The organism is Paenirhodobacter populi, assembly GCF_004022215.1.
In the GTDB taxonomy this organism is placed as follows: Bacteria; Pseudomonadota; Alphaproteobacteria; order Rhodobacterales; family Rhodobacteraceae; genus Rhodobacter; species Rhodobacter populi.
In genome coordinates, this window is the sequence record NZ_SAUZ01000030.1 from 1 (window position 1) to 22,852 (window position 22,852).

21 protein-coding genes are annotated in these 22,852 nt (G+C 67.1%); 4 read left to right on the forward strand and 17 right to left on the reverse strand.

Going from position 1 to position 22,852, the window contains the following annotated elements; all coding sequences use genetic code 11:
- The 5 genes from D2T30_RS19490 to D2T30_RS19510 all read right to left on the reverse strand — a co-directional run.
- Positions 1 to 422, reverse strand: a 422-nt coding sequence (locus tag D2T30_RS19490) for an FAD-dependent oxidoreductase (RefSeq protein WP_128210216.1), incomplete at its 3' end; no start/stop codon positions are given.
- Between the two features lie 46 nt (positions 423 to 468).
- A complete protein-coding gene (locus tag D2T30_RS19495) occupies positions 469 to 1,041 on the reverse strand; it encodes a DUF924 family protein (RefSeq protein ID WP_128210217.1) in 573 nt (190 codons plus the stop codon).
- A gap of 72 nt (positions 1,042 to 1,113) precedes the next feature.
- Positions 1,114 to 2,355, reverse strand: coding sequence for an MFS transporter (locus D2T30_RS19500; protein ID WP_128182546.1), 1,242 nt, complete (start codon positions 2,353 to 2,355; stop codon positions 1,114 to 1,116).
- A 37-nt stretch (positions 2,356 to 2,392) separates the two neighbouring features.
- On the reverse strand, positions 2,393 to 3,457 hold the full coding sequence (gene queA, locus D2T30_RS19505; protein ID WP_128210218.1) for a tRNA preQ1(34) S-adenosylmethionine ribosyltransferase-isomerase QueA: 1,065 nt from the start codon (positions 3,455 to 3,457) through the stop codon (positions 2,393 to 2,395).
- A gap of 30 nt (positions 3,458 to 3,487) precedes the next feature.
- Positions 3,488 to 6,808, reverse strand: a complete 3,321-nt coding sequence (locus tag D2T30_RS19510) for an AsmA-like C-terminal region-containing protein (RefSeq protein WP_128210219.1) — start codon at positions 6,806 to 6,808, stop codon at positions 3,488 to 3,490.
- Positions 6,809 to 6,912: 104 nt separating this feature from the next.
- On the opposite strand from D2T30_RS19510, the gene D2T30_RS19515 reads away from it, so the two are divergent.
- The 3 genes from D2T30_RS19515 to D2T30_RS19525 all read left to right on the forward strand — a co-directional run bounded on the left by D2T30_RS19515 (position 6,913) and on the right by D2T30_RS19525 (position 9,540).
- Entirely contained in the window at positions 6,913 to 7,386 is a 474-nt protein-coding gene (locus D2T30_RS19515; protein ID WP_128210220.1) for a peroxiredoxin, read from the forward strand.
- A 323-nt stretch (positions 7,387 to 7,709) separates the two neighbouring features.
- Positions 7,710 to 9,044, forward strand: coding sequence for a M23 family metallopeptidase (locus tag D2T30_RS19520; RefSeq protein ID WP_241651343.1), 1,335 nt, complete (start codon positions 7,710 to 7,712; stop codon positions 9,042 to 9,044).
- Positions 9,034 to 9,540 (forward strand): bactofilin family protein, encoded by a 507-nt coding sequence (locus D2T30_RS19525; protein WP_128182554.1) that lies wholly within the window; start codon positions 9,034 to 9,036, stop codon positions 9,538 to 9,540. The genes D2T30_RS19520 and D2T30_RS19525 overlap by 11 nt, the downstream gene beginning before the upstream one ends.
- Positions 9,541 to 9,898: 358 nt before the next feature.
- On the opposite strand, the gene D2T30_RS19530 is transcribed toward D2T30_RS19525, so the two are convergent.
- The 8 genes from D2T30_RS19530 to D2T30_RS19565 all read right to left on the reverse strand — a co-directional run bounded on the left by D2T30_RS19530 (position 9,899) and on the right by D2T30_RS19565 (position 17,826).
- Complete coding sequence (locus D2T30_RS19530) at positions 9,899 to 10,864, reverse strand: Lnb N-terminal periplasmic domain-containing protein (RefSeq protein WP_241651344.1); 966 nt, start codon at positions 10,862 to 10,864, stop codon at positions 9,899 to 9,901.
- Positions 10,865 to 10,877: 13 nt separating this feature from the next.
- On the reverse strand, positions 10,878 to 11,762 hold the full coding sequence (locus D2T30_RS19535; RefSeq protein WP_241651345.1) for a LysR family transcriptional regulator: 885 nt from the start codon (positions 11,760 to 11,762) through the stop codon (positions 10,878 to 10,880).
- A gap of 60 nt (positions 11,763 to 11,822) precedes the next feature.
- A complete protein-coding gene (locus D2T30_RS19540; RefSeq protein ID WP_128210223.1) occupies positions 11,823 to 12,461 on the reverse strand; it encodes an alpha/beta hydrolase in 639 nt (212 codons plus the stop codon).
- 2 nt (positions 12,462 to 12,463) lie between these two features.
- On the reverse strand, positions 12,464 to 13,450 hold the full coding sequence (locus D2T30_RS19545; RefSeq protein WP_128210224.1) for a glutathione S-transferase family protein: 987 nt from the start codon (positions 13,448 to 13,450) through the stop codon (positions 12,464 to 12,466).
- A 29-nt stretch (positions 13,451 to 13,479) separates the two neighbouring features.
- Positions 13,480 to 14,313 (reverse strand): VOC family protein, encoded by an 834-nt coding sequence (locus D2T30_RS19550; RefSeq protein WP_128210225.1) that lies wholly within the window; start codon positions 14,311 to 14,313, stop codon positions 13,480 to 13,482.
- 82 nt (positions 14,314 to 14,395) lie between these two features.
- Positions 14,396 to 14,707 carry a DUF6525 family protein gene (locus D2T30_RS19555; RefSeq protein WP_164884370.1) on the reverse strand — a complete coding sequence of 104 codons (312 nt, stop codon included), beginning with the start codon at positions 14,705 to 14,707 and terminating at the stop codon, positions 14,396 to 14,398.
- Between the two features lie 48 nt (positions 14,708 to 14,755).
- Complete coding sequence (locus D2T30_RS19560) at positions 14,756 to 16,129, reverse strand: sigma-54-dependent transcriptional regulator (protein ID WP_128210226.1); 1,374 nt, start codon at positions 16,127 to 16,129, stop codon at positions 14,756 to 14,758.
- The gene (locus tag D2T30_RS19565) at positions 16,126 to 17,826 is read right to left on the reverse strand and encodes a sensor histidine kinase (protein WP_241651347.1); all 1,701 of its coding nucleotides are present in this window, start codon (positions 17,824 to 17,826) and stop codon (positions 16,126 to 16,128) included. Before D2T30_RS19565 ends, D2T30_RS19560 begins: the two co-directional genes overlap by 4 nt.
- A gap of 234 nt (positions 17,827 to 18,060) precedes the next feature.
- Here D2T30_RS19565 and D2T30_RS19570 point away from each other — a divergent pair, with 234 nt between their 5' ends.
- The gene (locus tag D2T30_RS19570) at positions 18,061 to 19,392 is read left to right on the forward strand and encodes a dicarboxylate/amino acid:cation symporter (RefSeq protein WP_128210227.1); all 1,332 of its coding nucleotides are present in this window, start codon (positions 18,061 to 18,063) and stop codon (positions 19,390 to 19,392) included.
- Between the two features lie 78 nt (positions 19,393 to 19,470).
- Here the strand turns inward: D2T30_RS19570 and D2T30_RS19575 are convergent, their stop codons facing one another.
- The 4 genes from D2T30_RS19575 to D2T30_RS19590 form a co-directional block, all read right to left on the reverse strand.
- Positions 19,471 to 19,866 carry a pore-forming ESAT-6 family protein gene (locus D2T30_RS19575; RefSeq protein WP_241565124.1) on the reverse strand — a complete coding sequence of 132 codons (396 nt, stop codon included), beginning with the start codon at positions 19,864 to 19,866 and terminating at the stop codon, positions 19,471 to 19,473.
- Between the two features lie 255 nt (positions 19,867 to 20,121).
- Positions 20,122 to 20,523, reverse strand: a complete 402-nt coding sequence (locus tag D2T30_RS19580) for a F0F1 ATP synthase subunit epsilon (protein ID WP_128182570.1) — start codon at positions 20,521 to 20,523, stop codon at positions 20,122 to 20,124.
- A gap of 10 nt (positions 20,524 to 20,533) precedes the next feature.
- Positions 20,534 to 21,952 (reverse strand): F0F1 ATP synthase subunit beta, encoded by a 1,419-nt coding sequence (gene atpD, locus D2T30_RS19585; protein ID WP_128182572.1) that lies wholly within the window; start codon positions 21,950 to 21,952, stop codon positions 20,534 to 20,536.
- An 18-nt stretch (positions 21,953 to 21,970) separates the two neighbouring features.
- On the reverse strand, positions 21,971 to 22,843 hold the full coding sequence (locus D2T30_RS19590) for a F0F1 ATP synthase subunit gamma (RefSeq protein ID WP_128182574.1): 873 nt from the start codon (positions 22,841 to 22,843) through the stop codon (positions 21,971 to 21,973).
- Positions 22,844 to 22,852: the final 9 nt, after the last annotated feature.

Consider the following 22,852-nt stretch of genomic DNA (forward strand, 5'->3'; position numbering starts at 1 on the left):
AGGACGATGGATTTCGCCGTCAGCTCCTCGCTGCCCTTGTCGGTTTTCACCGCGACCACGCCCTTTTTCGGCAGGCTCGCCTCGCCCATGATGACGGTGATCTTGTTCTTCTTGAACAGATGCCCGATGCCGCCCGAAAGCTGCTTCGCCACCCCGCGCGAGCGCGCGATGACCGCGTCGAGGTCAAAGCCGATATCCCCCGCCTTCAGCCCGAAATCCTTCGCCCGGTGCATCAGGTGGAACACCTCGGCCGAGCGCAGCAGCGCCTTGGTCGGGATGCAGCCCCAGTTCAGGCAGATGCCGCCCAGATGCTCGCGCTCGACCACGGCCACGTTCAGCCCAAGCTGCGCCCCCCGGATCGCGGCAACATAGCCGCCCGGACCAGAACCGATCACGATCATGTCGAAAGTCTTGGCGGCCATCGCTCTTCCTCCGGATAAAACTGGTTTGGTGTTAAACTATTCGTTTCTACCCCGCAACTGCGGGATAATCGGCCAATGCCGAAGCGTAGCCACCGGAGGCCAGAAAGGCGAGTTCCTCGGCCGTGTCCTGCCGCCCGAGCGCCGCGTTGCGCCACGGAAAGCGGCCGAACCGCGCGATGACGTCGCGGTGCGCGCGGGCATGGCGCAGGTTCTCGCCGGGCATGCGTTCGGCGAAGAGCGCGCAGCAATGGGTCTGCGCGGCGATATTCTCGGCGTGCATCAGCGGCAGGTAGAAGAACTGCCGCAGCGGCGGTTCCACCGTCAGGTCATGCCCGCGCGCGATCGCCTGTTCGGCCAGCCTCAGCGCCTGCGCATCGGTCATGAAGCTTTCGGGCCGGTCGCGGAACATGTTGCGCGGGAACTGATCCAGCACGATCAGCGCCGCCAGCGCCCTTTGCGGGGTGTCGAGCCAGCCCTCGAGCCCGTCTTCCCGCGCCTGCCGCCAGAGCCCCTCGAACCGGGTGCGGATGTCCGTGTCGATGTCCCCGGTGCCCGCATACCAGCCCTCGGGGCCAAGCCCGGTCCAGTAGCGCAGGACTTCTTCGCCTTGATCGGTCATGATGTCGTCCTCCCACCGCGCAGGTTGGCAGCAAGCGGCGGGCGCGGCAAGGGCGGCGCGCGGCCTCGGCGGTCATTCGCGCTGATCGCCATCCGCCGCGCGCAGCGCCTTGTCCACCGCCAGCGCCGAAGCCGAGGGCGAAATGACCGCATAGGCGCCCGGGAACTGCCCCACCCGGTTCGGATAGCGCAGCATGCGATACAGCGCATAGGCCGCGCCCATGCCGAAGTTCAGGGCAAGGAACAGGAAAAAGCCGTCTGTGCCGACCATCTCCATCAGCCAGCCGGTGATCGGCGGGCTGATCATCGCGCCGACGCCATTGACGAACAGCAGCCCGCCCGAGGCCGCCGCCATGTCGTCCTTGTCCAGATAGTCGTTGGTATAGGCGATCAGCAGCGAATAGAGCGGATTGGCCACCCCGCCCGCGATCGCCCCCAGCACCGACAGCATGAAGAACCCCGGCGAAAAGACGAAGGCCGCGAACATCGCCAGCGCGCCCACCACCGACACCGCGAAGATGATCTTGCGCCGGTCCATCCGGTCGGAGGCCCAGCCGATCGGATATTGGGCGACGAGGCCCCCCACATAGATCGCCCCGACGAAGACCGAGATCTGCGGCACCGTCAGCCCCGCCCGCGTCCCCCAGACCGAGGCCATGCCGAACAGCGCCGAGAACACCCCGCCCATCAGGAACATCCCCACCACGCCAAGCGGCGAGACCTCGTAGAGTTTGCGGAAGTTCAGCCGCTTGACCTCGGCGAAGGCAGGCGCCGGCGCGACCGACAGCAGGATCGGCGTGAAGGCCAGCGACACCAGCACCGAGGGGATGACGAACAGCATGTAGCCCGCCGGATCGTCGACGTTGATCAGGATCTGCGCAGTGATGATCCCCACCATCTGCGCGATCATGTAGGCCGACAGCGCCTGCCCCCGCGTCTCGTTCGTCGACGAGGCGTTCAGCCAGCTTTCGGCGGTGATGTAGACACCCGAGAAGCAGAACCCCATGATCATCCGCATCAGCGTCCAGGCCAGCCAGTCGGGGATCGCCGCATAGAGGATCAGGATCGCCGAGATCAGGCTGCCAAGCGCCGCGAACACCCGCACATGGCCGACCCGGCGGATCATGATCGGCGTCATCTGCGACCCGAACAGGAAGCCGACGAAATAGCCCGACATGACGATCGACATCTGAAAGGTCGAGAAGCCCTCGATCCCGCCGCGAATCCCCAGCAGCGTGCCCTGCATGCCGTTGCCCACCAGCAGCAGCAGGATCCCCAGCAGCAAGGGCCAGGTGGTGCGAAGAACGGTCAGCATGTCAGACTCCGCGAAAGGGATGCGCGTTGCGAAACAGCTACGGTTCGCCGCGATCCGGTATCAGAAGCGAGGCGTCTCCGTAAGAGAAGAAACGATATCCCTGCGCGACCGCATGGGCATAGATCGCGCGGATCCTCTCGCGCCCCATCAGGGCGGAGACCAGCATCAGCAGCGTCGATTTCGGCAGGTGGAAATTGGTCATCAGCGCATCGGTGACGCGGAAGCGGTAGCCGGGGTAGATGAAGATGTCGGTGGTGCCGCGGAACGGGCGCATCACGCCATCCGCGCCGGCCGCACTTTCGATCAGCCGCAGCGCCGTGGTGCCCACCGGAATCACCCGCCCGCCGGCGGCCTTGGTGGCATTGATCGCGGCGGCGGCGGCTTCGGTCACCTCGCCCCATTCGGAATGCATCCTGTGGGTTTCGACGTCCTCGACCTTCACCGGCAGGAAGGTGCCCGCGCCGACATGCAGCGTGACCTCGGTGAAGTCGACGCCCTTGGCGTGAATCGCCTCCAGCAGTTCGCGGGTGAAATGCAGGCTCGCCGTGGGGGCGGCGACGGCGCCGGAATGGCGGGCGAAGACGGTCTGGTAATCGGTCTTGTCGGCCTCGTCGGGGGCGCGCAGCGCGGCGATATAGGGCGGCAGCGGCATCGCCCCGGCCTCAGCCAGCGCGGCGTCGAAATCCGTGCCCGTCAGGTTGAAGGCGATCTTCATCTGCGCGTCGGAAATCCCGCGCACCTCGGCGGACAAAGCATCGGAAAAGCGGATCGTCTCGCCCTCCTTCAGCTTGCGCAGGGGCTTCGCCAGCGCCGACCAGCAGCCGTCGGCCGAGGGCTCCAGGAGCGTCACCTCGATCTTCGCGCTGACCCGGCCCTGCCCGGTGTCACGTTCGCGCACGCCCCCAAGACGCGCCGGTATCACCTTGGTATTGTTCAGGATAAGTCGGTCGCCCGGCCGGAACAGATCGACCAGATCCGAGACATGCAGATCCCGGATGGCATCGCCTTCGGCCAGCAGCAGCCGCGCCGCCGTGCGCGGCCGGGCCGGGCGCGTGGCGATCAGCCCTTCGGGCAGGTCGAAATCGAAATCCTCAAGCTTCATGCGCGCCTCCTGCGCGGTTTTCGTCCGGCCCTACTGCGTCCGCACCGTCGGCGGCACGCGGCGGAAGATGTCGCGCAGCGCCCCCGGCGTCAGGATCGAGAACGGGTTGACCGACACCTGCGGCGCGCTGATCGGGCCGCGCACGGAATAGGTGAAGCCGAACAGTCCCTCGCCCTTGCGCGAGAATATCTGACCGATCGCATTGACCAGATAGAACGGCGACACCACGCCCTCCATGTCGATCTGCCCCGTGCCGGGGTAGAAATTGCCCTTGACCGTCACCCCCATGGAGACGCCCGTGGCCTCGGCGCTTGTGATGCTGACGCCCTCCGGGGTCAAGCGGAAGGCGGCATCCACGTCGGAAAAGACGATCCCCTCGCCGTTCAGTTGCTCGACCAGCCCGACGATCGACACCGCCGACAGCATCGAGGCGAGGATCGGCGCATCCGTCACCCGCAGCCCGTTCGCCGTGGCGTTGCCCTCGTAGCTCGACCGGCCGATGGGCGAGAGCGTCAGCACCAGATCGCCCCCCGCCGTCCGGTCGGTGATCTTCGCCGAGGCGAGCACGGCCCCCGCATCCGGGCTGGTGATGCGGATCGCGGTGCGGCCGTTCGCGGCGGGGCCGATGATCCCCTCGACCTGCGCGAAACCGTTGATCCGGGCGGCGAAATCCCCGGCGAACCCGCCGCGCCCGGTGAAATTGCCGCGCAGCGTGGTCAGCGCGATGCTGTCCGACACCACCAGACGGTCGAGCGAGACGTCGATCCGGCTGTTCGATACGTTGCCCGAACTGCCCGCGCCGCCGGCCGGGGCCGACCCGTCGCCGAAGGGCGCATGGCGCAGGTCCAGCGTGCCGCCGCGCAGCCGCACATCCGGCGCGACGCCCTTGCCCCGCGAAATCAGATCCGCCGCGCCGCTGAACCAGTTGCCGATCACCAGCCGGTCGAAGCTCGCCCGTTCGAGCCCGTTCGCCGACAGGACCAGACTGCCCTGTTCCTGCAAGCCGGGGGCGTCGAGGTTCAGCACCTCGACCGTGGGCGGCTCTCCCAGATGGCCGCGCAATTGCAGATCGGCCTGCGTGGCGGCGGCCTTGGACCAGTGGATTTCGGGGATCGACAAAGCGATGCCGCGCAGGTCGGAACGGAAGTCATAGGTGGGGGGCTGCCCCTCGACCAGATCGAGCCCGATCCGCCCCCAGCCGGATCCCCTGACCATGCCATTCGGCAGGTTTACATGCAGACTTTCAAGAGCTTCCGGCGTGACGTTCACGTAACCGTCGACGCGAGACCGGCCCTTGTGCTCCGGCCCGAACAGCTGCGACCAGCGCCCATCGAACAGCACCTCATCCAGCGTGCCCTTGCCGGAAATCGTCATGCCGGTGCGGTCGGCCTTCAGGATCAGCTCGGGCGCCGCCAGCACCTTCCCCGGCACCACCTTGTCGGACCGCACATCCTCCATCCGCGCCGTCACGTCGAAATCGACATCCTCCGGCGCGATGTGCCGTTCCATGCGGAACTGCAGACGGGTATGCGCCTCGGCCCGGCCCTCGGCCAGATCGGTGCCCTTGCCGGCCTTTCGCAGGAATTCAAAGGGCGGCTGGTCGAGGATCGACAGCGCCGCCGGAATCGCCGAGCGGGTGACCAGCGTGATATCCGCCAGCGCCGGCTTTTCGGTGATGTCGGGCACGCGCATGACGGAATCCGCCACCTCGACCTCGCCGCCCGAAGGGGCGGTGATCGTGCCCTCCTCGACCATCAGCGAATGGGTGTTGTCGTGGATCGTGGCAAAGCCGCGCCCGTCGCGCACCGGTGGCAGGGTGCGGATCACCGTCACCTCGGCGCCGCGGAATTCGTAGCCCAACTCGAATTTCGGGGCCCGGTCGGGGGCGATGCGGACCGCGGCATGGGCGTTGTGCAATTGCCCGGTCACCACATTCTCGGCCAGCCAGGCGCGGGTCGGCGGCACAAGGCGCGGCGGCCACAGCGCCAGCAGGTCGTGCTGGTCGATCTGGTCCACCGCCGCATCGACCGACACGCGCCAGCCATCCGCCGCCGCCGAAACGGTGCCTCTGGCGGAAATGCGCTTGTCTTCGTCGACCAGCTGGATCTGCGCGATCTCGGCGCGGAACGGGTCGAGCCGCACGCGCCCCTCGACCGCGCCGAAGCCGAACCGGGCGGGCGAGACGAAGATGCCCTCGGGGTCCGCCTCGATCCCGGTCAGGCGCAGCTGCACCAGCGCCTCGCGCGGCAGACCGCCCGCGAAATCGCGCAGGTAGGTCTGCCCCTCGGCGCGGAACCGCAGCGACGTGCTTTGGAAACTGGCGTCGCGCATCACCACCTTCTGCGCATCCGCATCGTAGTCGAGGGTCATCACCGCACTGTCGAAGGGCACGGGCGGCGCCCCCTCGGCGGGACGGAGCGCGCCCTGCCCGATGGTCAGCACCGCCTCAGTCTGGGTCAGCGCGCCGGTATCGTCGATCGCGGTGTGGAACTCGCCCGAGATCGGCGCGTCGAGCAGCCCCAGCAGCGCGACCGAAGGCGACTGCATCGCCAGATCGGCGGCGGGCATCCCTTTGATCGCGGCGACGAAATCCGCCTCGGGCCCGGTTTTCGAGGTGGTGGCGGACAGCGAGATCTCGGCCGGGGTATGGTTCGCCTCGCCCACCGAAAAGCCGAGCGACAGCGCGATCTCCTCCGCCGTCTGGGTCAGGCGGAAGCGGCCGTCGCTGACCTCCCATATACGGTCGAGCCGGCGGTCGTCGATGCGGATCCGCACGCCCTCGGCCGTCACCTGTTCGAGCGCGCGCAGCGCCGGCGTGTCGAAGGCTGCCTCGACCGCCTCGGAGACGGCGGCGGCGTTGGCGAAGTCGAGCCCGGAAAACGACCCCTCATCCCCCAGATCGAGATCGATCCGTCCGTCCTCCAGCCGCCGCAGCACGATCGTCGCATTGGAGATGGTGAAGGAACGTGGCGACGCCTGCCCCTTGAGCAGCGAATCCGGCCAGAACCCCATCCGCAGTTCCGGCAGCAGCGCCAGCGGCTGCCCGTCCGGGCGCGACAGCCGGACCGAGCGCAACAGCACCCGCGGCGTCAGCCCGGCATCCAGCACCAGCTCCGCCCGGCCCAGCACCGCGACCTGCAACCGCCCGGACAGGAGCGTGTTGGCCCGCGCCTCGACCTGCGTCAGAACCCATTGCGGCACGGGGATCGGCTGATGGGTGACAGCGAAAAAGGCGAAGACGGAAAACAGGGCCGCGAAGGGCAGCGCGACAAGCATCCACACCCCCATCCGGGGGCGGCGGCGGTCTGCCGCGCCATTCTGGCGGGATTCGCCGGTGCCCGTGTCTTTCATGCGGCCTGCCCGTGCCGTTGGTGTTGATTTCCTTAACCGGAAGTTTGCAATTCCGTTCCCCCGTCTTAGACCTTATCCGGGCGACTGCAATCAAGGAGATGCAAATGATCGGCACCGGAGAGACGGCCCCGGACTTCACCCTTCCCGTGGCGGGGGCGGCCGGATCCACGACCCTGACCCTGTCATCGCTGCGGCCACGGCCGGTGGTCCTGTATTTCTATCCCAAGGACGACACGCCCGGCTGCACGCTGGAAGCGATCGACTTCACCCGGCTTGCGGACGATTTCGCGGCGGCGGGCGCGGTGGTTGTCGGCATATCCCGCGATACCGTAGCGAAGCATGAAAAGTTCTGCGCCAAGCACGACTTGCGCATACCTCTGGTGTCGGACGAAGACGGCGCCGTCTGCGCGGCCTATGGCACCTGGGTCGAAAAGAAGATGTATGGCCGCACCTCGATGGGCATCCAGCGGGCGACCTTTCTGATCGACGGCACGGGCAAGGTGGCGTGGGTCTGGCCGACGGTTTCGGTCAAGGGCCATGCGGAAGAGGTACTCGCCGCGGTGCATGCGCTGAACTGATCGGGAGGCTGGCGTCGAGGGCGGCAGGGGGCCAGCCCCCTCGCGCCTTTGGCGCTCACCCCCGGGATATTTGTGGAAAGATGATGGGAGCAGGGCGGCGCGGCGTCCCACGCAGCGCCCTTTCACCTTTCCGAAATATTCATCGGCGGGAATCTGCGCACCCCCTGCTGGTTCCCGCGCATGGGGGCAGGTGCCGGGCGAAACGTGTTGCATGACGCCGCGGCCGCTTGTTAAGGCGATGCACACCCGGGGATGGCAACCTGTCATCCGCTGCCTGGGGCGCCGGTGCCCCGCTCAGACCGACATTTCACAGGACTATCGGCGTGCCCAGACGACTTCTCGACCGTGTGAACCCCATCGACCGTGTCAACGCCCTGCTCGAGCGATGGATCCCGGAACAGCGGCTCTTCATCAAATCGGACACGACGACACGTTTCGTGCGGCTGCGCCCGCTGACGCAGGCGGCGGCCTATTCGGTGGGCGGGCTGCTGTTCGCCTGGGCGATGCTGGCGACCTCGCTTCTGTTCATCGACAGTATTTCGTCGGGATCGACGCGGGAACAGGCGGCGATCGCGCGATCGGCCTTTGAACAGCGGCTGATCACCCTGGCGCATGAACGCGACGCCCGCGCGAACGAGGCGACGGCCGCGCAGAAGCGGTTCCAGGTCGCGCTGGAACAGGTGTCGCAGATGCAGTCGCAGCTTCTGACGTCGGAGGAGCGGCGGCGCGAGCTTGAAACCGGCATCGACGTGATCCAGTCGACGCTGCGCCGCACCATGACCGAGCGCGACGAGGCGCGCGACCTGCTGGCGCAGGCCCAGGGCGGCGAGGACGGCACGGCCAGCACGCTTTCGGCGCAGGCCGACGACATGGCGGGCACGGTCGAGATGCTGGCGGATGCGCTCAACGATACGTCGGCGCAGCGCGACGCCGCCGCCGAAGATGCGCGGCAGGCCCGCGTCGAGGCCGATCAGGTCGCCTTGCAGAAACGCCTGCTGGAAGAACGCAACGACCAGATCTTCACCACGCTCGAAGGGGCGGTGAACATCTCGCTCAAGCCGCTCGACAAGATGTTCCGCAACGCGGGGATGAACCCGGAATCGATCCTCGGCCAGATCCGCAAGGGCTACAGCGGCACCGGCGGCCCGCTGATGCCGATCGCGCTGTCCTCGAAGAACATGGCCGAATATTCGCAGGATGACATGCGTGCCTCGGCGATCCTCGACCGGCTGGACGAGATGAACATGTATCGGATGGCGGTGGACCGGCTGCCCTTCGGCATGCCGCTGGACGGCGGATACCGGTTCACCTCGCCCTTCGGCTATCGCTGGGGCCGGCTGCATGCCGGTATCGACCTCGCCGGTCCGGTCGGCATGAAGGTCAAGGCGCCCGCCGACGGCACCGTGATCGACGCGGGCTGGGAAAACGGCTATGGTCAGATGATCCGGCTGCAACATCAGTTCGGCGTCAGCACGGTCTACGGCCACCTCTCGCGCATCAAGGTCAAAATCGGACAAAAGGTGTCGCGCGGCGACGTGATTGGTGATAGTGGCAATACGGGACGGTCCACCGGGCCGCATCTGCACTATGAAATCCGGGTTGACGGCCGACCGATCAATCCGATGACCTTCATCAAGGCTGCACAGAATGTTTTCTAAGAGCAAAATCCATGAACCCGGCCCCAAGGCCGCCCCGGAAGCCGACAAGACCGATGCAGGGTCCTATGGTCACGGCTCGGATTATCCCGTGGCACCCCGTGCGAAACCGGCGGTTTCGGTCCTTTCCTCGGATCTGACGATCACCGGCAACATCAGCACGAGCGGCGACATCCAGGTCGAAGGCACGATCGAGGGCGACATCCGCGCCCATCTGCTGACCGTCGGCGAAACCGCCACCATCCGCGGCGAGATCATCGCCGATGACATCATCGTCAATGGCCGCGTCGTCGGCCGCGTGCGCGGGCTCAAGGTCCGGCTGACCTCGACCGCGCGGGTCGAGGGCGACATCATCCACAAGACCATCGCGATCGAATCGGGCGCGCATTTCGAGGGCTCGGTGCAGCGTCAGGAAGATCCGCTGCAGGGCGCGCAGGCGCCGAAACTGGCGCCGCCGGAAGACCCCTACTCGACCACCGCCTATACGACGGGCGAGTAACATCCCTTCCTACGAATGGCGGCCACCGGCCGCCATTTTCATGTCCGGCACGGGGATTCCGGCCGTTCCCCGGCGCCCGCGGACGTATTCCAGAACCACCTGAATGCGCCTCATCCCCTTCATCTTTCCCTAAATATCCCGGGGGATGAGGCGGATCAGGCAGCCTTCCAGTGGAAGGATGCCCCGCCGAATGGGGGACACGCGCGAGGGGGCTGGCCCCCTTGCCCCCTCAACATCGGGCGGGACGCTCTTTCGCTGACAGGTCCCGGGTCCAGCCAAGCATCTTTCCGCTGGAAGGCCGCCCGATCCATTCCCAGCCGAAGGACTTCCCCTGCCCGTTTCCGAGACGCGCACGGCGTCAGGGCACCCGGATCGCGGCCGAGAAGTCCTCCTCCGTCGCGGCCCGCGCCCGGGCGTCGATGCGGGCGGCGGCGCGGCGCTCCGCCAGACTGCCCTGCCCGCCCAGCAGGCCGAGCCGGTTCAGATAATCCGGCAGATAGCCCGACAGCACCAGCCCGCCGCCCACCGGCAGCTCCGGATAGACCATCCGCGCGATCCGCCAGACGACCGTGGTGCAGTTCGCCGTGACCGTATTGTAGAATTCCGGGCGCTGCTCCAGCCGCCCGGCAAGGCCGACATAGGCCATGAACATCTCGCGCCGCTGATCGGGCGTCAGGGAGACCGGGAAAAGGCTGACCTCCTCCTTGCGGTAATTGGTGCGCAGCCGCACGATATCCTGTTCCGTCGCAGCGATCAGCACCAGCTCGAACTGGCGGAAGAAGCCGCCGAGTTCGTTGAACACCTCGCCCCGTTCGCGGCGGATCTCGGCCGAGAAGACCACGTGATCGCCGCCCGCGAAGCCGAAGCTGACCAGCACATGCGCGATCGCCGGATTGGACCAGACCGAGGTGAACATGTCGACGGTTTCCAACTGGCTCAGATCGTAGCTGCGGCTGATCCAGCGTTCCTCGGCCCGGTCGGGCGCGGACCAGCGGAAATCGCGGATGTCGGACAGCGTGACGGTATCGCCCTGCACCCGCGCGGTGACCCCATGGGCCACGTCGGCGGCCCAATCCCGGTCGGCGCGCGGCTGGATCGTCTGATACCACAGCCCCACCGCGCCCGCCGCCAGCGCCAGCACGAGCCAGCCCGCCATACGCGACCGGCGGCGCAGCATAGCCGCGACAATCAGCGCCACGGCCAGCGCCGCCCAGCCCAGCCACCGGAGCGGCGGCGCGAGCTGCACGAACATCGCAAGCCCCGCCCAGACCGCGCCACCCGCCGCGATCAGCGCGAAGAGCACGCGATCCAGCCCCCTCATCATCCGCGCCATTCCGCTACCAGCCCCGATCCCATTCCGGTTCGCCCCGGTAGCAGGTCGCCAGAAAATCCACCAGCGCCCGCACCTTGACCGCCAGATGTTTCGCCGCGGGGTAAACGGCATGGAGGCTGTGCGAAGGATCCTCGGTCCCGCGAAACAGCGCCTGCACCCGCCCGGCGCGCAGGGCATCGCCGGCGATGAAGCTGGGCACGCGGGCGATGCCCAGCCCCGCCTCGGCCGCGGCCAGCGTCGCCTCGCCGTTCGAGAACCGCAGCCGGCCGGAGACGGGCACCGTCACCCCCCCGCCCGGCAGGTGAAAGCGCCAGTTCTCCGGATCGCGGAAGTTCGTGTCGATGATGCAGTCGCGCGTCGCCAGATCGGCGGGTTCCGGTGGCACTCCCTGACGCGCCAGATAATCGGGCGCGGCGACCACCACCACCCGCACCGCGCACAGCCGCCGGGCGATCAGGCTGCTGTCGGCGGGCGCGCCGATCCGCACCGCCATGTCGAATCCCTCGTCGATCAGGTTCACCGTCCGGTCGCTGAAACTGACATCGAGCTGGATGTCCGGAAAGGCGCGCGCGAAATCCAGCAGCCGCGGCGCCAGACGGATCGTGCCGAAGGACATCGGCGCGCTCAGCCGCAGCCGCCCGGCGGGCGCGCCCGAGGCGTTGCGCACCGAGGCCTCAAGCGCGTCGTAATCCTCAAGGATGCCCTTCAGCCGCGCGTAATAGGCCTGCCCCACCTCGGTCGGCGACAGGGCGCGGGTCGTGCGTTTCAGTAGTTGCACGCCCAGATCGGATTCGAGCCGCGAGATCAGCTTCGACGCCTGCCCGCCGGACACGCCAAGCCGCCGCGCGGCCTCGGCGAAGCTGCCGGTATCCAGCACGGCGACGAACATCCGGTCGGCATCGAGACGGTCCAGGATAGCGTCCTTCGCGGCAGGGGCGTTTGCCCGAAGCTAGACCCGAAGCGGCGGCTGTTCCAGCCCCGAAACGCCGAAGACCCGCGCGAGGAAGGCCACGCCCCGCAACGCGCCCTGCGGCGAGATGCCGTGGGGATGGCCGGGCTCGACCACCAGTTCCGCCCGCACACCCGCCGCGCAGAGGCGTTCCTCGGCCGAAATGCTTTCCGCGCAGGGGACGGCCTGATCGGCATCGCCGTGGATCAGCAGCGCGGGCGTTCCGATCGCCGGGGTCAGCGGCCCGGGCGTCGCCAGCCGCCCGGAATAGGCCAGCACCGCGCCGACGGGCCAGCGCCCCGAGGCCAGCGCATCCAGCGCCATGATCGCGCCCTGCGAAAAGCCGACAAGGGCCACATGGTCGAGCCGCCCTTCGAACCCGTTCTCGGCGATGATCCCGGCGATCAGCGCGTCGAACTCGGGCCGGGCAACGGCGATACGCTTCCCCCGGTTTTCCGCGGTGATCCCGCGCAGCGAGAACCACTGATACCCCGCCCCGCCCTGATCGAAGGGAAACGGCGCATCCGGCGCCGCGAAGACCGTGCCCGGCAGGCGCGCCTGCCACAGCGGGCCAAGCCCCGCCAGATCGGCCCCGCGCGCGCCGACGCCATGCAGAAAGATCACCAGTTGATCGGCCATCGTCATTCCTCCGCCGCAAGACGCCGGGCCACGTCATCGAGCCCCGGCAGATCCGGTCCCACCGGCACGATCCCCGGCGGGTTCAGCGCCTTGATCGAGTAATATCCGCGCTTGATATGGTCGATGCTGACCGTCTCGCGCACGCCCGGCACGTCCAGAACGCGCATCATGTAGGCCTGCAGGGCCGGATAATCGGCGATCCGGCGCAGGTTGCATTTGAACAGCCCGTAATAGGCCGCGTCGAAGCGCACCAGCGTCACGAACAGCCGCACATCGGTTTCCGTCAGCCGCGCGCCAAACAGGAACGGCCCGCCTTGGGAGAGCTGCTCCTCCAGCATGTCGAGCGTGGCGAAAACGTCGCGGAAGGCTTCCTCATAGGCGATCTGCGTGGTGGCAAAGCCGGTGCGGTAGACGCCGTTGTTCAGCGCCGGATAGATCCGGTCGTTCAGCGCGTCGATCCGGTCGCGCAGATCCTCGGGGTAAAGGTCGATGTCGTTGCGCGCGAGTGGACCGAAGCCCGAATTCAACATTCGCAGGATGTCGGCGGATTCGTTGTTGACGATGGTGCCGCGTTCCTTGTCCCACAGCACCGGCACCGTCGCGCGGCCGGTGTAATGCGGATCGGCCCTGGTATAGATCTCGTGCATCCATGTCGCGCCGTTCACCGTGTCGCGGGTCGCGCCCGGGAAATCGCCGAAGCGCCAGCCCTGATCGCCAAGCGCGGGTTCCACCACGGACAGCGAAATCACCTCTTCCAACCCCTTCAGCCGCCGCCCGATCAGCGTGCGCGAGGCCCAGGGGCAGATCAGCGCGACATAAAGGTGATAGCGCCCCGGCTCGGCCCTGAAGCCGCCCTCGCCCGTCGGGCCGGGCGCGCCGTCCGGCGTCACCCAGTTGCGAAACCCCGAGATCTGCCGCACGAAGCCGCCCTTGGCGTCCGTCGCCTGCACGGGCTGCCAGTCCCCGATCCATTTTCCGTCCACAAGCATGGTCTTCTCCGTTCCCGCCGGCTGTTCCGTCAAAGGCTTTTCAGGGCGATCGGCGTGCCCCAGGGATCTTCGAGCGTCAGGCCTGCGCCGTCAACGCCGGCTGCCTGCCCATCGGGCAGCCGCGCCCGGATCGCCGCCGCGCGGGTGGGGTCGAGGTGGATTTCCATCTCGGCAAGCCCGGTCGAGGGGAAATCGCGCTTCCCCGCGCCCCGGCTGTTCCACAGGTTCGTCGCCACATGGTGGTGATAGCCCTCCGCCGAATAGAAGGTCGCGCCCGGATAATGCGTGGTGATGTCGAGCCCGAGGAGCCCGTGATAAAAGGCCTCGGCCGGGGGCAGCGCGCCGACCTGCAGATGCACATGGCCGACGACCGAGCCCTCGGGCGCGCCCTGCCAAGGGCTGTCGCCCGCCGCGGTGACCAGACCCGCGATATCAAGCGCCTCGGTCACCATATGCACCGAACCGTCCTTCCATTGCCAGTCGGCGGCGGGACGGTCGGCGTAGACCTCGATCCCGTTGCCCTCGGGATCGGTCAGGTAGATCGCCTCGCTGACCGCATGGTCGGACGCGCCGACGACGGGAATGCGGTTTTCCGCAAGAAACCGGGTATAGCGGCCCAGATCGGCCCGCGCGGGCAGCAGGAAAGCGGTGTGAAACAACCCCGCCTCGCGCGCCGAACGGCGGCGGGCGGCGGGGTCGGCGCGCAGTTCCAGCAGCACCCGGTCCCCCGCGCCATAGGTCGCCGTTTCGCCGTCCCGCGACAGGCGGGCAAGGCCGATGGCCTTTTCGTAATAATCGCCCACGGTGGCGATGTCGTTCACGGTCAGGGCGACGCGGCCCATGCCGAATGTCGATTGGCTCATGTCATCCTCCTCGCGCCATGATGGCCGCGATCTCTGCGGACAATATGCACCCTTGCCGAGCGAATGATTATCCGGCCAGATGTCAGATGATAATTTCCGATATGGAAGGAATTGACGAGTGCCGATCCCGGGCGAGCATGGCATCCTGCACGGCGTCGAGCCGTGCAAGCGCCGCTTCCTCCGATCCCGTCTCGGCCATCGCCCGCGCCCAGATCCGGCCGACCGAGGCCGCCGACCACGGCAGCACCGCCCGCGCGCACCAGTTCCGCGCCGGTTCCGGCAGCCGGTCATGCGCCGCCATCGGATCCCCGCGCCAGCGCTTGCGCAGGGAGGACGCGAGATTGCGTTTCAGCCCGGACCGGCGAGGGTGCGGAGGACAGGAGGCAGACGGCATGGCGGACCCCGAAATGATTCCGAGGATTTGTTATATTATCACACGCACTCAGGCAAGCCCGTCCGGCTTGCGGAAATCGCGCGGCACGATGCCGTGGCGGGTGAGCTTGTCGTAAAAGGTCTTGCGCGCCAGCTTCAGCCGCGCCATCGCCTGCGTCGCATTGCCGTTGGCCTGCCGCAGCGCGTCGCGGATCAGCGCGGCTTCGTAATCCGCCACCATGTCGGCAAGGGGGCGGGCCTCCTCTTCCGCGGCCGCCCGCTCAGCCTCGAGGTTCAGCACATGGCGTTCGGCGAATTGCGCCAGTTCGCGCAGGTTGCCCGGCCAGTCGTGGCTTTCCAGATGGGCGCGCATCGCGGGGGTCAGCGGCGGCACGGGGCGATCCAGCCGGCGGGCGGTTTCGGCGACGAACTGGCGAAACAGCAAGGCCACATCCTCGCGCCGGTCGCGCAGCTTTGGCACATGCAGGACCAGCCCGCTCAGCCGGTAGCGCAGATCGGCGCGGAAGGCCCCACGCGCCACCAGATCCGGCAGATCGGCCCGGGTCGAGGCGACGACCCACAGATCCACCGGGCGCGGCGCATCGGCGCCGACGGGCCAGATCTCGCCGGTTTCGATGACGTTCAGCAACCGCGCCTGAAGGTCGAGCGGCAGGGCGTCGATCTCGTCCAGAAACAGCATGCCGCGATGCGCCTTTTCGATCCGGCCGATGGTGCGCCCGACCCCGCCCCAGCCCGAGGCGGTGCCCAGAAACTCGGTATCGAAGCGCTCGGGCGCGATGGCCGCGCAATTGACATGGACGAAGGCGCGGGCGCGGCGCGGGCTTTGCCGGTGCAGCACCCGCGCCAGACGTTCCTTGCCCACGCCCGAGGCTCCGGTGATCAGTGTGTCCAGACAGGCCTCGGCCACCCGTGCGGCGGATTCGCGCAACTGCACCATCGCCGGGCTGTGACCGGGCAGGCCGTCGCCTTCCTCGGTGGGCGCGATCATCCGCAAGGCGCGGTTCTCCAGCACCAGCCGTCGCGCCCCGAGCGCGCGCCGCAGCGTCGCGTTCAGCAGATCGCCGCTGACGGGTTTCGCAAGAAAATCGTAGGCGCCTTCCTTCAGCGCCCCCACCGCCATTTCCACATCGCCATGCCCGGTCAGCAGGATCACCGGCAGTTCCGCGTCGATCGCCCGCACCCGGCGCGCATATTCCAGCCCGTCCATCCCCGGCATCCGCACATCCGACAGGATCACCCCTTCGTAATCGCGCGTCAGCCCGGCCAGCGCCGCCTCGGCCCCGTCAAAGGGCTCGACCTCGAAGCCACGCAGCTTCAGCCCCTGCACCTGCGCGGCGCGCAGCGCCTCGTCGTCCTCGACCAGCCGCACGAGGCCCGGCGCCTCGAAAATGTCGGGAACCGTGGAAATCAGCCTCTGCGTCATACCGCCACCAGCAGTTCAAGATGAAAGCGCGCGCCCTGCCCCGGTGCCGGCGGATCGGCCCACAGCCTGCCGCCGAAGTCGCGCATGATGCCCTGCGAGATCACAAGACCCAGCCCCGTCCCCTCGCGCTTCGTCGTCAGGAACGGGGTGAACAGGTTCTGCGCCACCTCGGCCGAGAGGCCCGGCCCGTTGTCGGCGATGGTCAGCGTCACCACCTGCGCGCCATCCGTTTCGCGCCGACCATGCGAGAGGGTCACGCGGATTTCCGGCTGCGCCGTGCCGGCCAGCGCCTCATGCGCGTTCTGGATCAGGTTCACCATCACCTGTTCCAGCCGCACCTTTTCGCCGATCACCAGCAGACCGGGCGGGATGCGCGGCGCGCGGATCGGCACGCGATCCTCGGCCCGGCGGCTGGCGGAGAGCAGCAGCGACGCCTCCCACGCCTCGATCAGCGGCACGGGTTCGCGCTCGCCCCGCGCCTTGCGGGAAAAGCCGCGCAGTTCCGAGGTGATCCGCGCAATCCGGTCGGTCATCTGCACGATCAGGCCAAGGTTCTCGCGCACCTCCGGGGCGGCTTTCGGATCGGGCATCATCGCCTCGCCGTTCTCGGCCAGCAGCCGGATCGTCGCCAGCGGCTGGTTCACCTCATGCGCGACGCCCGCGGTGATCTGGCCAAGCGCCGCCAGCTTGTTCGCCTGCACCAGCCGCGCCTGCATCGCGGCCAGCCGCCGTTCGGCCGCCTTGCGTTCGCCGATCTCTTCCGACAGATCGCGGGTCCGCGCGGCGACCTCCTGTTCCAGATCGTTGCGGTAGCGCGCCTCGGCCGCGCGGCGCAGGTGCTGGCGGTGCAGCCTTTGCCGCCACAAGGCCGCGATCAGCCCCAGCGGCAGCGCCAGCAGCGCCGCGATCAGCGTCATGCCAAGCGCCTCCTGCCGCACCGGCGCCAGCGGCACCGCCATGTCGAGCCGCCAGTCGCTGCCCCCCACCGGGCGCGAGACGACCAGCCGATCCGGCCCGAAATCCGGCTCGGGCAGAAAGCGCCAGTCGGGGGTCGAGGTCAGCGTCACCCGCCCCCCCGGATCGACCGCCACCGTATCCACACCGGCGCCGCGCCAGCTTGCCTCGATCTCGACGAATTCGACCTTGACGATGATCGCGCCCACCGGCTGGCCGTTCGCCTCCACCCGCCGCGACAGATACAGCCCGGGCCGCAGGCTGACATTGCCGAGCGCATATTCCCACGCCTCCCCCGTCGTCATCGCGCCGGTGAAATAGAACCGGAAGCCGTAGTTCGAGCCGATGAAGCTGTCCTCGTCGCGCCAGTTCGAGGCGGCAAGCGCCAGCCCCGTGGTATCGACCGCATAGATCACCGAACTGCCGGTCTGGGCGCGCAGATCCTCGAACTTGCGCGACATCAGATCGGTGCGCACGGGGGTGGGGGCGCTGAGCCCCTCGATTACGTCGCGGTCGTCGGCAAGGATCAGCGCCACCGCCCGCTGCTTGGCGAGCTCCGAGGACAGCGTCATCGCCCGCCCCTGCGCCGTCGCCGATGCCTCGTCCGACAGCCGCGCCTTTCCGCGCTGGAACGAGACGTGATAGGTCTCGAACAGCACCACCGCGAAGAGCGCCAGCACCCCCGCGGCGATCAGGATCCGGCGCATCCGGCGCGACAATCCGGCCGGGGACCCGAGTCTCAATACCGCCTTCAATCCGCCCTGAGCCATCGCCATCCGCCCTGCCCGTTCGGCAAACATGTATACCTTGCCACACTCCCCCCGCAATACTGTGCGGAAAATGAAACAGTTTTTCCGCACAAAATGGGCCGGATACATTGCAAAACAATGCGTTAAGCTTTGCGTAACAATATTTCGACAAGAAATTCCGAAAGCATATTCTCCCCGCAATGCCATTCCATGGGCTGGAGGAGTCACATGCACATTCAACATTACGGGGCGGAACATCTTCCGCATCGGCCGTTCTATCGCCATCTGTATTTCTGGGTCCTGCTGGCGATCGTCGCCGGCGCGCTGATCGGCCATTTCTTCCCGCAGACCGGCGAGGCGATGAAACCGCTTGGCGACGGGTTCATCAAGCTGGTGAAGATGATCATCGCCCCGGTGATCTTCCTGACCATCGTCACCGGGCTCGCGGGGATGGGCTCGCTCAAGGGCGTCGGTTCGGTCGTCAGCAAGGCCTTCGGCTATTTCCTGTTCTTCTCGACCCTCGCGCTGATCGTCGGGCTGATCGTGGCGAACGTGGTGCAGCCGGGCGCGGGCATGAACATCGACCCGGCCTCGCTCGACAACAGCGCCGTCGCCAGCTACGCCGAAAAGGCGCATGAAACCACGATCACCGGCTTTTTGATGGCGATCATCCCGACGACGGTGGTGTCCGCGCTGACGCAGGGCGACATCCTGCAGGTGCTGTTCGTCTCGATCCTGACGGGCGTGTCGTGCATCCTGATCGGCGAACAGGCCAAGCCCTTCGTCAACCTGTGCGAAGCCGGTTCGGCCGTCATGTTCAAGATGGTGGCGATCCTGATGAAGGCCGCCCCGGTCGGCGCCTTCGGTGCCTTCGCCTTCACCATCGGGAAATACGGGATCGCCTCGGTGATCAACCTCGCGATGCTGGTGGGCACGTTCTACGTGACCTCGCTGATCTTCGTGCTGGGCATCCTCGGCGCGGTCTGCGCGCTGAACGGCTTCTCGATCTTCAAGCTGATCCGCTACCTGAAGGCCGAGCTGCTGCTGGTTCTGGGCACCTCGTCCTCCGAATCCGCGCTGCCGAACCTGATGCAGAAGATGGAGCGCGCGGGCTGCGACCGTCCGGTCGTCGGTCTGGTGGTTCCCACGGGCTATTCGTTCAACCTCGACGGCACCAACATCTACATGACGCTGGCCGCGCTGTTCATCGCGCAGGCGACGAATATCGACCTGTCGCTTGGCGAACAGCTGCTGCTGCTGCTGGTGGCGATGCTGTCGTCCAAGGGCGCCGCGGGCATCACCGGCGCGGGCTTCATCACGCTGGCCGCGACGCTGTCGGTCGTGCCGTCGGTGCCGGTCGCCGGGATGGCGCTGATCCTCGGCGTCGACCGCTTCATGTCGGAATGCCGGTCGCTGACCAACTTCATCGGCAATGCCGTCGCCTGCGTCGTCGTCAGCCGCTGGGAAGGACGTCTCGACACCGAGCAGCTGCACAAGGTTCTGGGCGGGCACGAGCTGCACCTGCACCACCACGCGCAGGAAGACAACAAGCCGGCCTGATCCGCGCTTTGTTTGCGAAACCGAAAACGCCGGCACATCGTGCCGGCGTTTTCTTGTCGTCTCACGGGTGGTCGGGCATCAGTTGGTCTGGGTGCCCGCCTCTTCGACCGCCGAGGCGATCTGCTGGCAAAGGGCCTCTTCCGTCGTGCCGCGCGTCGCCGCCGCATCGGCAAGGCTCGTCTCGTTCCCCATGACAGAGATCGTGCCCGACTTCCCCTTTTCATAGGCGGACGCCACCTTGGCGGTATCCGTCGCCGCCGGGAGCGTGGCGGAAAGCTGGTTCTGCACCTCGATCGCCTTGCCGTCGATATGCCCCTGCGCCTGACAATACTCCAGGACGGCCAGCTGGTTTCTGGCCGCCGCAACGACATCGTCGACTTCATCGGCGGTCGCGGCTACCTGAGCCGACGCGGCGGTTGCCGCAAGAGCCGTGAAAGCCGCGGCGGTGGCGATCCTGAAACGCTGATTGAACAAAGTTCTCTCCTTCGACTGGTCCATTCATGGACGGGTCCCTCACGCTTTCACGTGTCCGGCGATGCGGCAACCGCAATCCCCGATCGCGCGAAACGCCCCGCGGCCCGCCGCCGAAACGGCGGAGGACGAGCGGCGAGAGCCCGCCTGCGCGATGAAAAGCGCGTGAGGCAGCCGGTTTTCCGGGGAACCGATGCCGTCGGCCGAACATGAAAAAGCCCCGGCGAGGCCGGGGCTTTCCGATTTCTGCGATCCGCTTCAGCCGTTGATACGGGTGCCCATGGCTTCCATATCGGACAACAGCTTGCTTGCGGCGTCGACCACGTTCGGCGGCGCCTCGTCAAGGGCCTTGCGGGCTTCCTCGACATAGGCATCGACCAGTTCCACCGTCAGTTCCGCGCGCGGCACGCCGTGCTCGACCAGCAGGTTGACACCCTCGGGCGTGATTTCGGCGAAACCGCCGGTCACGCCATATTCGGTCTCGGCCCCGTCGGCGGCGACCACGGTGACAAAACCCGGACGCAGCGAGGTGATCAGCGGCGCATGGCCCGGCATCGCGGACAGGTCGCCCGCGGCGCCCGGTATCCGCACTTCGCGCACCTGAGCGGAAACGAGTTTCCGCTCGGGCGTCACGAAGTCGAACTGCATCGTATCGGCCATCAGGTCCCCCTTACGCCGCAGCGGCGAGTTTTTCGGCCTTGGCGATCACTTCGTCGATCCCGCCGACCATGTAGAAGGCGGCTTCGGGCAGGTGGTCGTATTCACCGGCGACAACCGCCTTGAACGACTTGATCGTGTCTTCCAGCGGAACCTGCTTGCCGTCGGCGCCGGTGAAGACCTTCGCCACGTCGAACGGCTGCGACAGGAAACGCTGGATCTTGCGCGCGCGGGTCACGGTCAGCTTGTCCTCTTCCGACAGCTCGTCCATCCCGAGGATGGCGATGATGTCCTGAAGCGCCTTGTAGCGTTGCAGGATCTGCTGGACCGAGCGTGCCACGTTGTAGTGCTCTTCGCCGATGATCTTCGGGTCCATCAGACGCGAGGTCGAGTCGAGCGGGTCCACGGCCGGATAGATGCCGAGTTCCGAGATCGCACGCGACAGCGTGGTCGTCGCGTCGAGGTGGGCGAAGGTCGCGGCGGGCGCCGGGTCGGTAAGGTCGTCGGCCGGAACGTAGATCGCCTGCACCGAGGTGATCGAGCCCTTGCGGGTCGAGGTGATGCGTTCCTGCAGCGCGCCCATGTCGGTCGCCAGCGTCGGCTGATAGCCCACGGCCGAGGGGATACGGCCGAGCAGCGCCGACACTTCGGACCCCGCCTGCGTGAAGCGGAAGATGTTGTCGACGAAGAACAGCACGTCCGAACCCGAGGTGTCGCGGAACTGTTCCGCGATGGTCAGGCCGGTCAGCGCGATCCGCGCACGGGCTCCGGGCGGCTCGTTCATCTGGCCGTAGACCAGCGCCACCTTGGACTGCGACAGGTCTTCGAGGTTGATGACGCCCGATTCGATCATTTCGCCGTAGAGGTCGTTGCCTTCACGGGTCCGCTCGCCGACGCCGGCGAAGACCGAGAAGCCCGAGTGGACCTTGGCGATGTTGTTGATCAGTTCCATGATCAGAACCGTCTTGCCCACGCCCGCGCCGCCGAACAGGCCGATCTTGCCGCCCTTGGCGTAGGGGGCCAGCAGGTCGATGACCTTGATGCCGGTGACGAGGATCTGCGATTCCGTCGACTGGTCCTCGAAATCGGGGGCCGGCTGGTGGATCGCGCGCACCTCAGTGCGGTCGACCGGGCCTTTTTCGTCAACGGGTTCGCCGATGACGTTGAGGATACGGCCGAGCGTCGCCGGACCCACCGGAACGGTGATCGGCGCGCCGGTGTCGGTGACCTCGGCCCCGCGCACGAGGCCCTCGGTCGCGTCCATCGCGATGGTGCGGACGGTGTTTTCGCCAAGATGCTGTGCGACTTCGAGCACCAGCACCTTGCCCTGGTTGGTGGTTTCAAGGGCGTTCAGGATCGCCGGCAGGTCACTTTCAAAGTGCACGTCGACGACGGCACCGATGATCTGGACCACTTTGCCTTTGCTTGCCATTGTTTATCTCCGGTTCCGTCAGAGCGCCTCGGCGCCCGAAATGATTTCGATGAGCTCTTTGGTGATCGCCGCCTGACGCGAACGGTTGTAGACGACCGTCAGCTTGTTGATCATGTCGCCCGCGTTGCGGGTGGCGTTGTCCATCGCCGTCATCTGCGCGCCAAAGAACGAGGCGTTGTTTTCCAGAAGCCCCGTGAAGATCGCCGTCGAGACGCCGCGCGGCAGCAGGTGATCGAGGATGTCCTCCTCGCTCGGCTCGTAGTCGAACTCGGCCGGAACGACGGCGGCTTCGCCCTCGAACACGGCGGGAATGACCTGCCGTGCGGTCGGCACCTGGCTGATCACGCTCTGGAAACGCGAGAAGAAGATCGTCGCCACGTCGAATTCGCCGGCCTTGAAGCGCGCGAGCACCTCTTTGCCGATCGACTGGGCGTTGGTGTAGCCGATCTTCTTGACGCTGCTCAGGTCGATATGGCCGACGAAATGATCGCCGAGGTCGCGGCGCAGCGCGTCGCGGCCCTTCTTGCCGACGGTGAGGATCTTCACCACCTTGCCCTGAGCCAGAAGCTCCTGGGCACGATGGCGCGCCAGCTTCGCGATATTCGCGTTAAAGCCGCCGCAGAGGCCGCGTTCCGCCGTCATCACCACCAGCAGGTGGGTCTTGTCCGACCCGGTTCCGGCCAGCAGCGGCGGCGCATGGTCCGCCCCCCCGACCGAAGCCGCGAGGCTCGACATCAGCGCGTTCATCCGCTCGGCATAGGGCCGGGCGGCTTCGGCGGCTTCCTGCGAGCGGCGAAGTTTCGCCGCCGCGACCATCTGCATGGCCTTGGTGATCTTGCGCGTGTTCTTGACACTCGCAATGCGGTTTTTCAGGTCCTTAAGGCTGGGCATGTCCCTGTC

Coding starts and splice junctions, on each gene's coding strand:
- D2T30_RS19495 (WP_128210217.1), bottom strand. CDS start 1,041: ATGACCGATCAAGGCGAAGAAGTCCTGCGCTACTGGACCGGGCTTGGC.
- D2T30_RS19500 (WP_128182546.1), bottom strand. CDS start 2,355: ATGCTGACCGTTCTTCGCACCACCTGGCCCTTGCTGCTGGGGATCCTG.
- queA (WP_128210218.1), bottom strand. CDS start 3,457: ATGAAGCTTGAGGATTTCGATTTCGACCTGCCCGAAGGGCTGATCGCC.
- D2T30_RS19510 (WP_128210219.1), bottom strand. CDS start 6,808: ATGAAAGACACGGGCACCGGCGAATCCCGCCAGAATGGCGCGGCAGAC.
- D2T30_RS19515 (WP_128210220.1), top strand. CDS start 6,913: ATGATCGGCACCGGAGAGACGGCCCCGGACTTCACCCTTCCCGTGGCG.
- D2T30_RS19525 (WP_128182554.1), top strand. CDS start 9,034: ATGTTTTCTAAGAGCAAAATCCATGAACCCGGCCCCAAGGCCGCCCCG.
- D2T30_RS19530 (WP_241651344.1), bottom strand. CDS start 10,864: ATGATGAGGGGGCTGGATCGCGTGCTCTTCGCGCTGATCGCGGCGGGT.
- D2T30_RS19535 (WP_241651345.1), bottom strand. CDS start 11,762: ATGTTCGTCGCCGTGCTGGATACCGGCAGCTTCGCCGAGGCCGCGCGG.
- D2T30_RS19540 (WP_128210223.1), bottom strand. CDS start 12,461: ATGGCCGATCAACTGGTGATCTTTCTGCATGGCGTCGGCGCGCGCGGG.
- D2T30_RS19545 (WP_128210224.1), bottom strand. CDS start 13,450: ATGCTTGTGGACGGAAAATGGATCGGGGACTGGCAGCCCGTGCAGGCG.
- D2T30_RS19550 (WP_128210225.1), bottom strand. CDS start 14,313: ATGAGCCAATCGACATTCGGCATGGGCCGCGTCGCCCTGACCGTGAAC.
- D2T30_RS19555 (WP_164884370.1), bottom strand. CDS start 14,707: ATGCCGTCTGCCTCCTGTCCTCCGCACCCTCGCCGGTCCGGGCTGAAA.
- D2T30_RS19560 (WP_128210226.1), bottom strand. CDS start 16,129: ATGACGCAGAGGCTGATTTCCACGGTTCCCGACATTTTCGAGGCGCCG.
- D2T30_RS19570 (WP_128210227.1), top strand. CDS start 18,061: ATGCACATTCAACATTACGGGGCGGAACATCTTCCGCATCGGCCGTTC.
- D2T30_RS19580 (WP_128182570.1), bottom strand. CDS start 20,523: ATGGCCGATACGATGCAGTTCGACTTCGTGACGCCCGAGCGGAAACTC.
- atpD (WP_128182572.1), bottom strand. CDS start 21,952: ATGGCAAGCAAAGGCAAAGTGGTCCAGATCATCGGTGCCGTCGTCGAC.
- D2T30_RS19590 (WP_128182574.1), bottom strand. CDS start 22,843: ATGCCCAGCCTTAAGGACCTGAAAAACCGCATTGCGAGTGTCAAGAAC.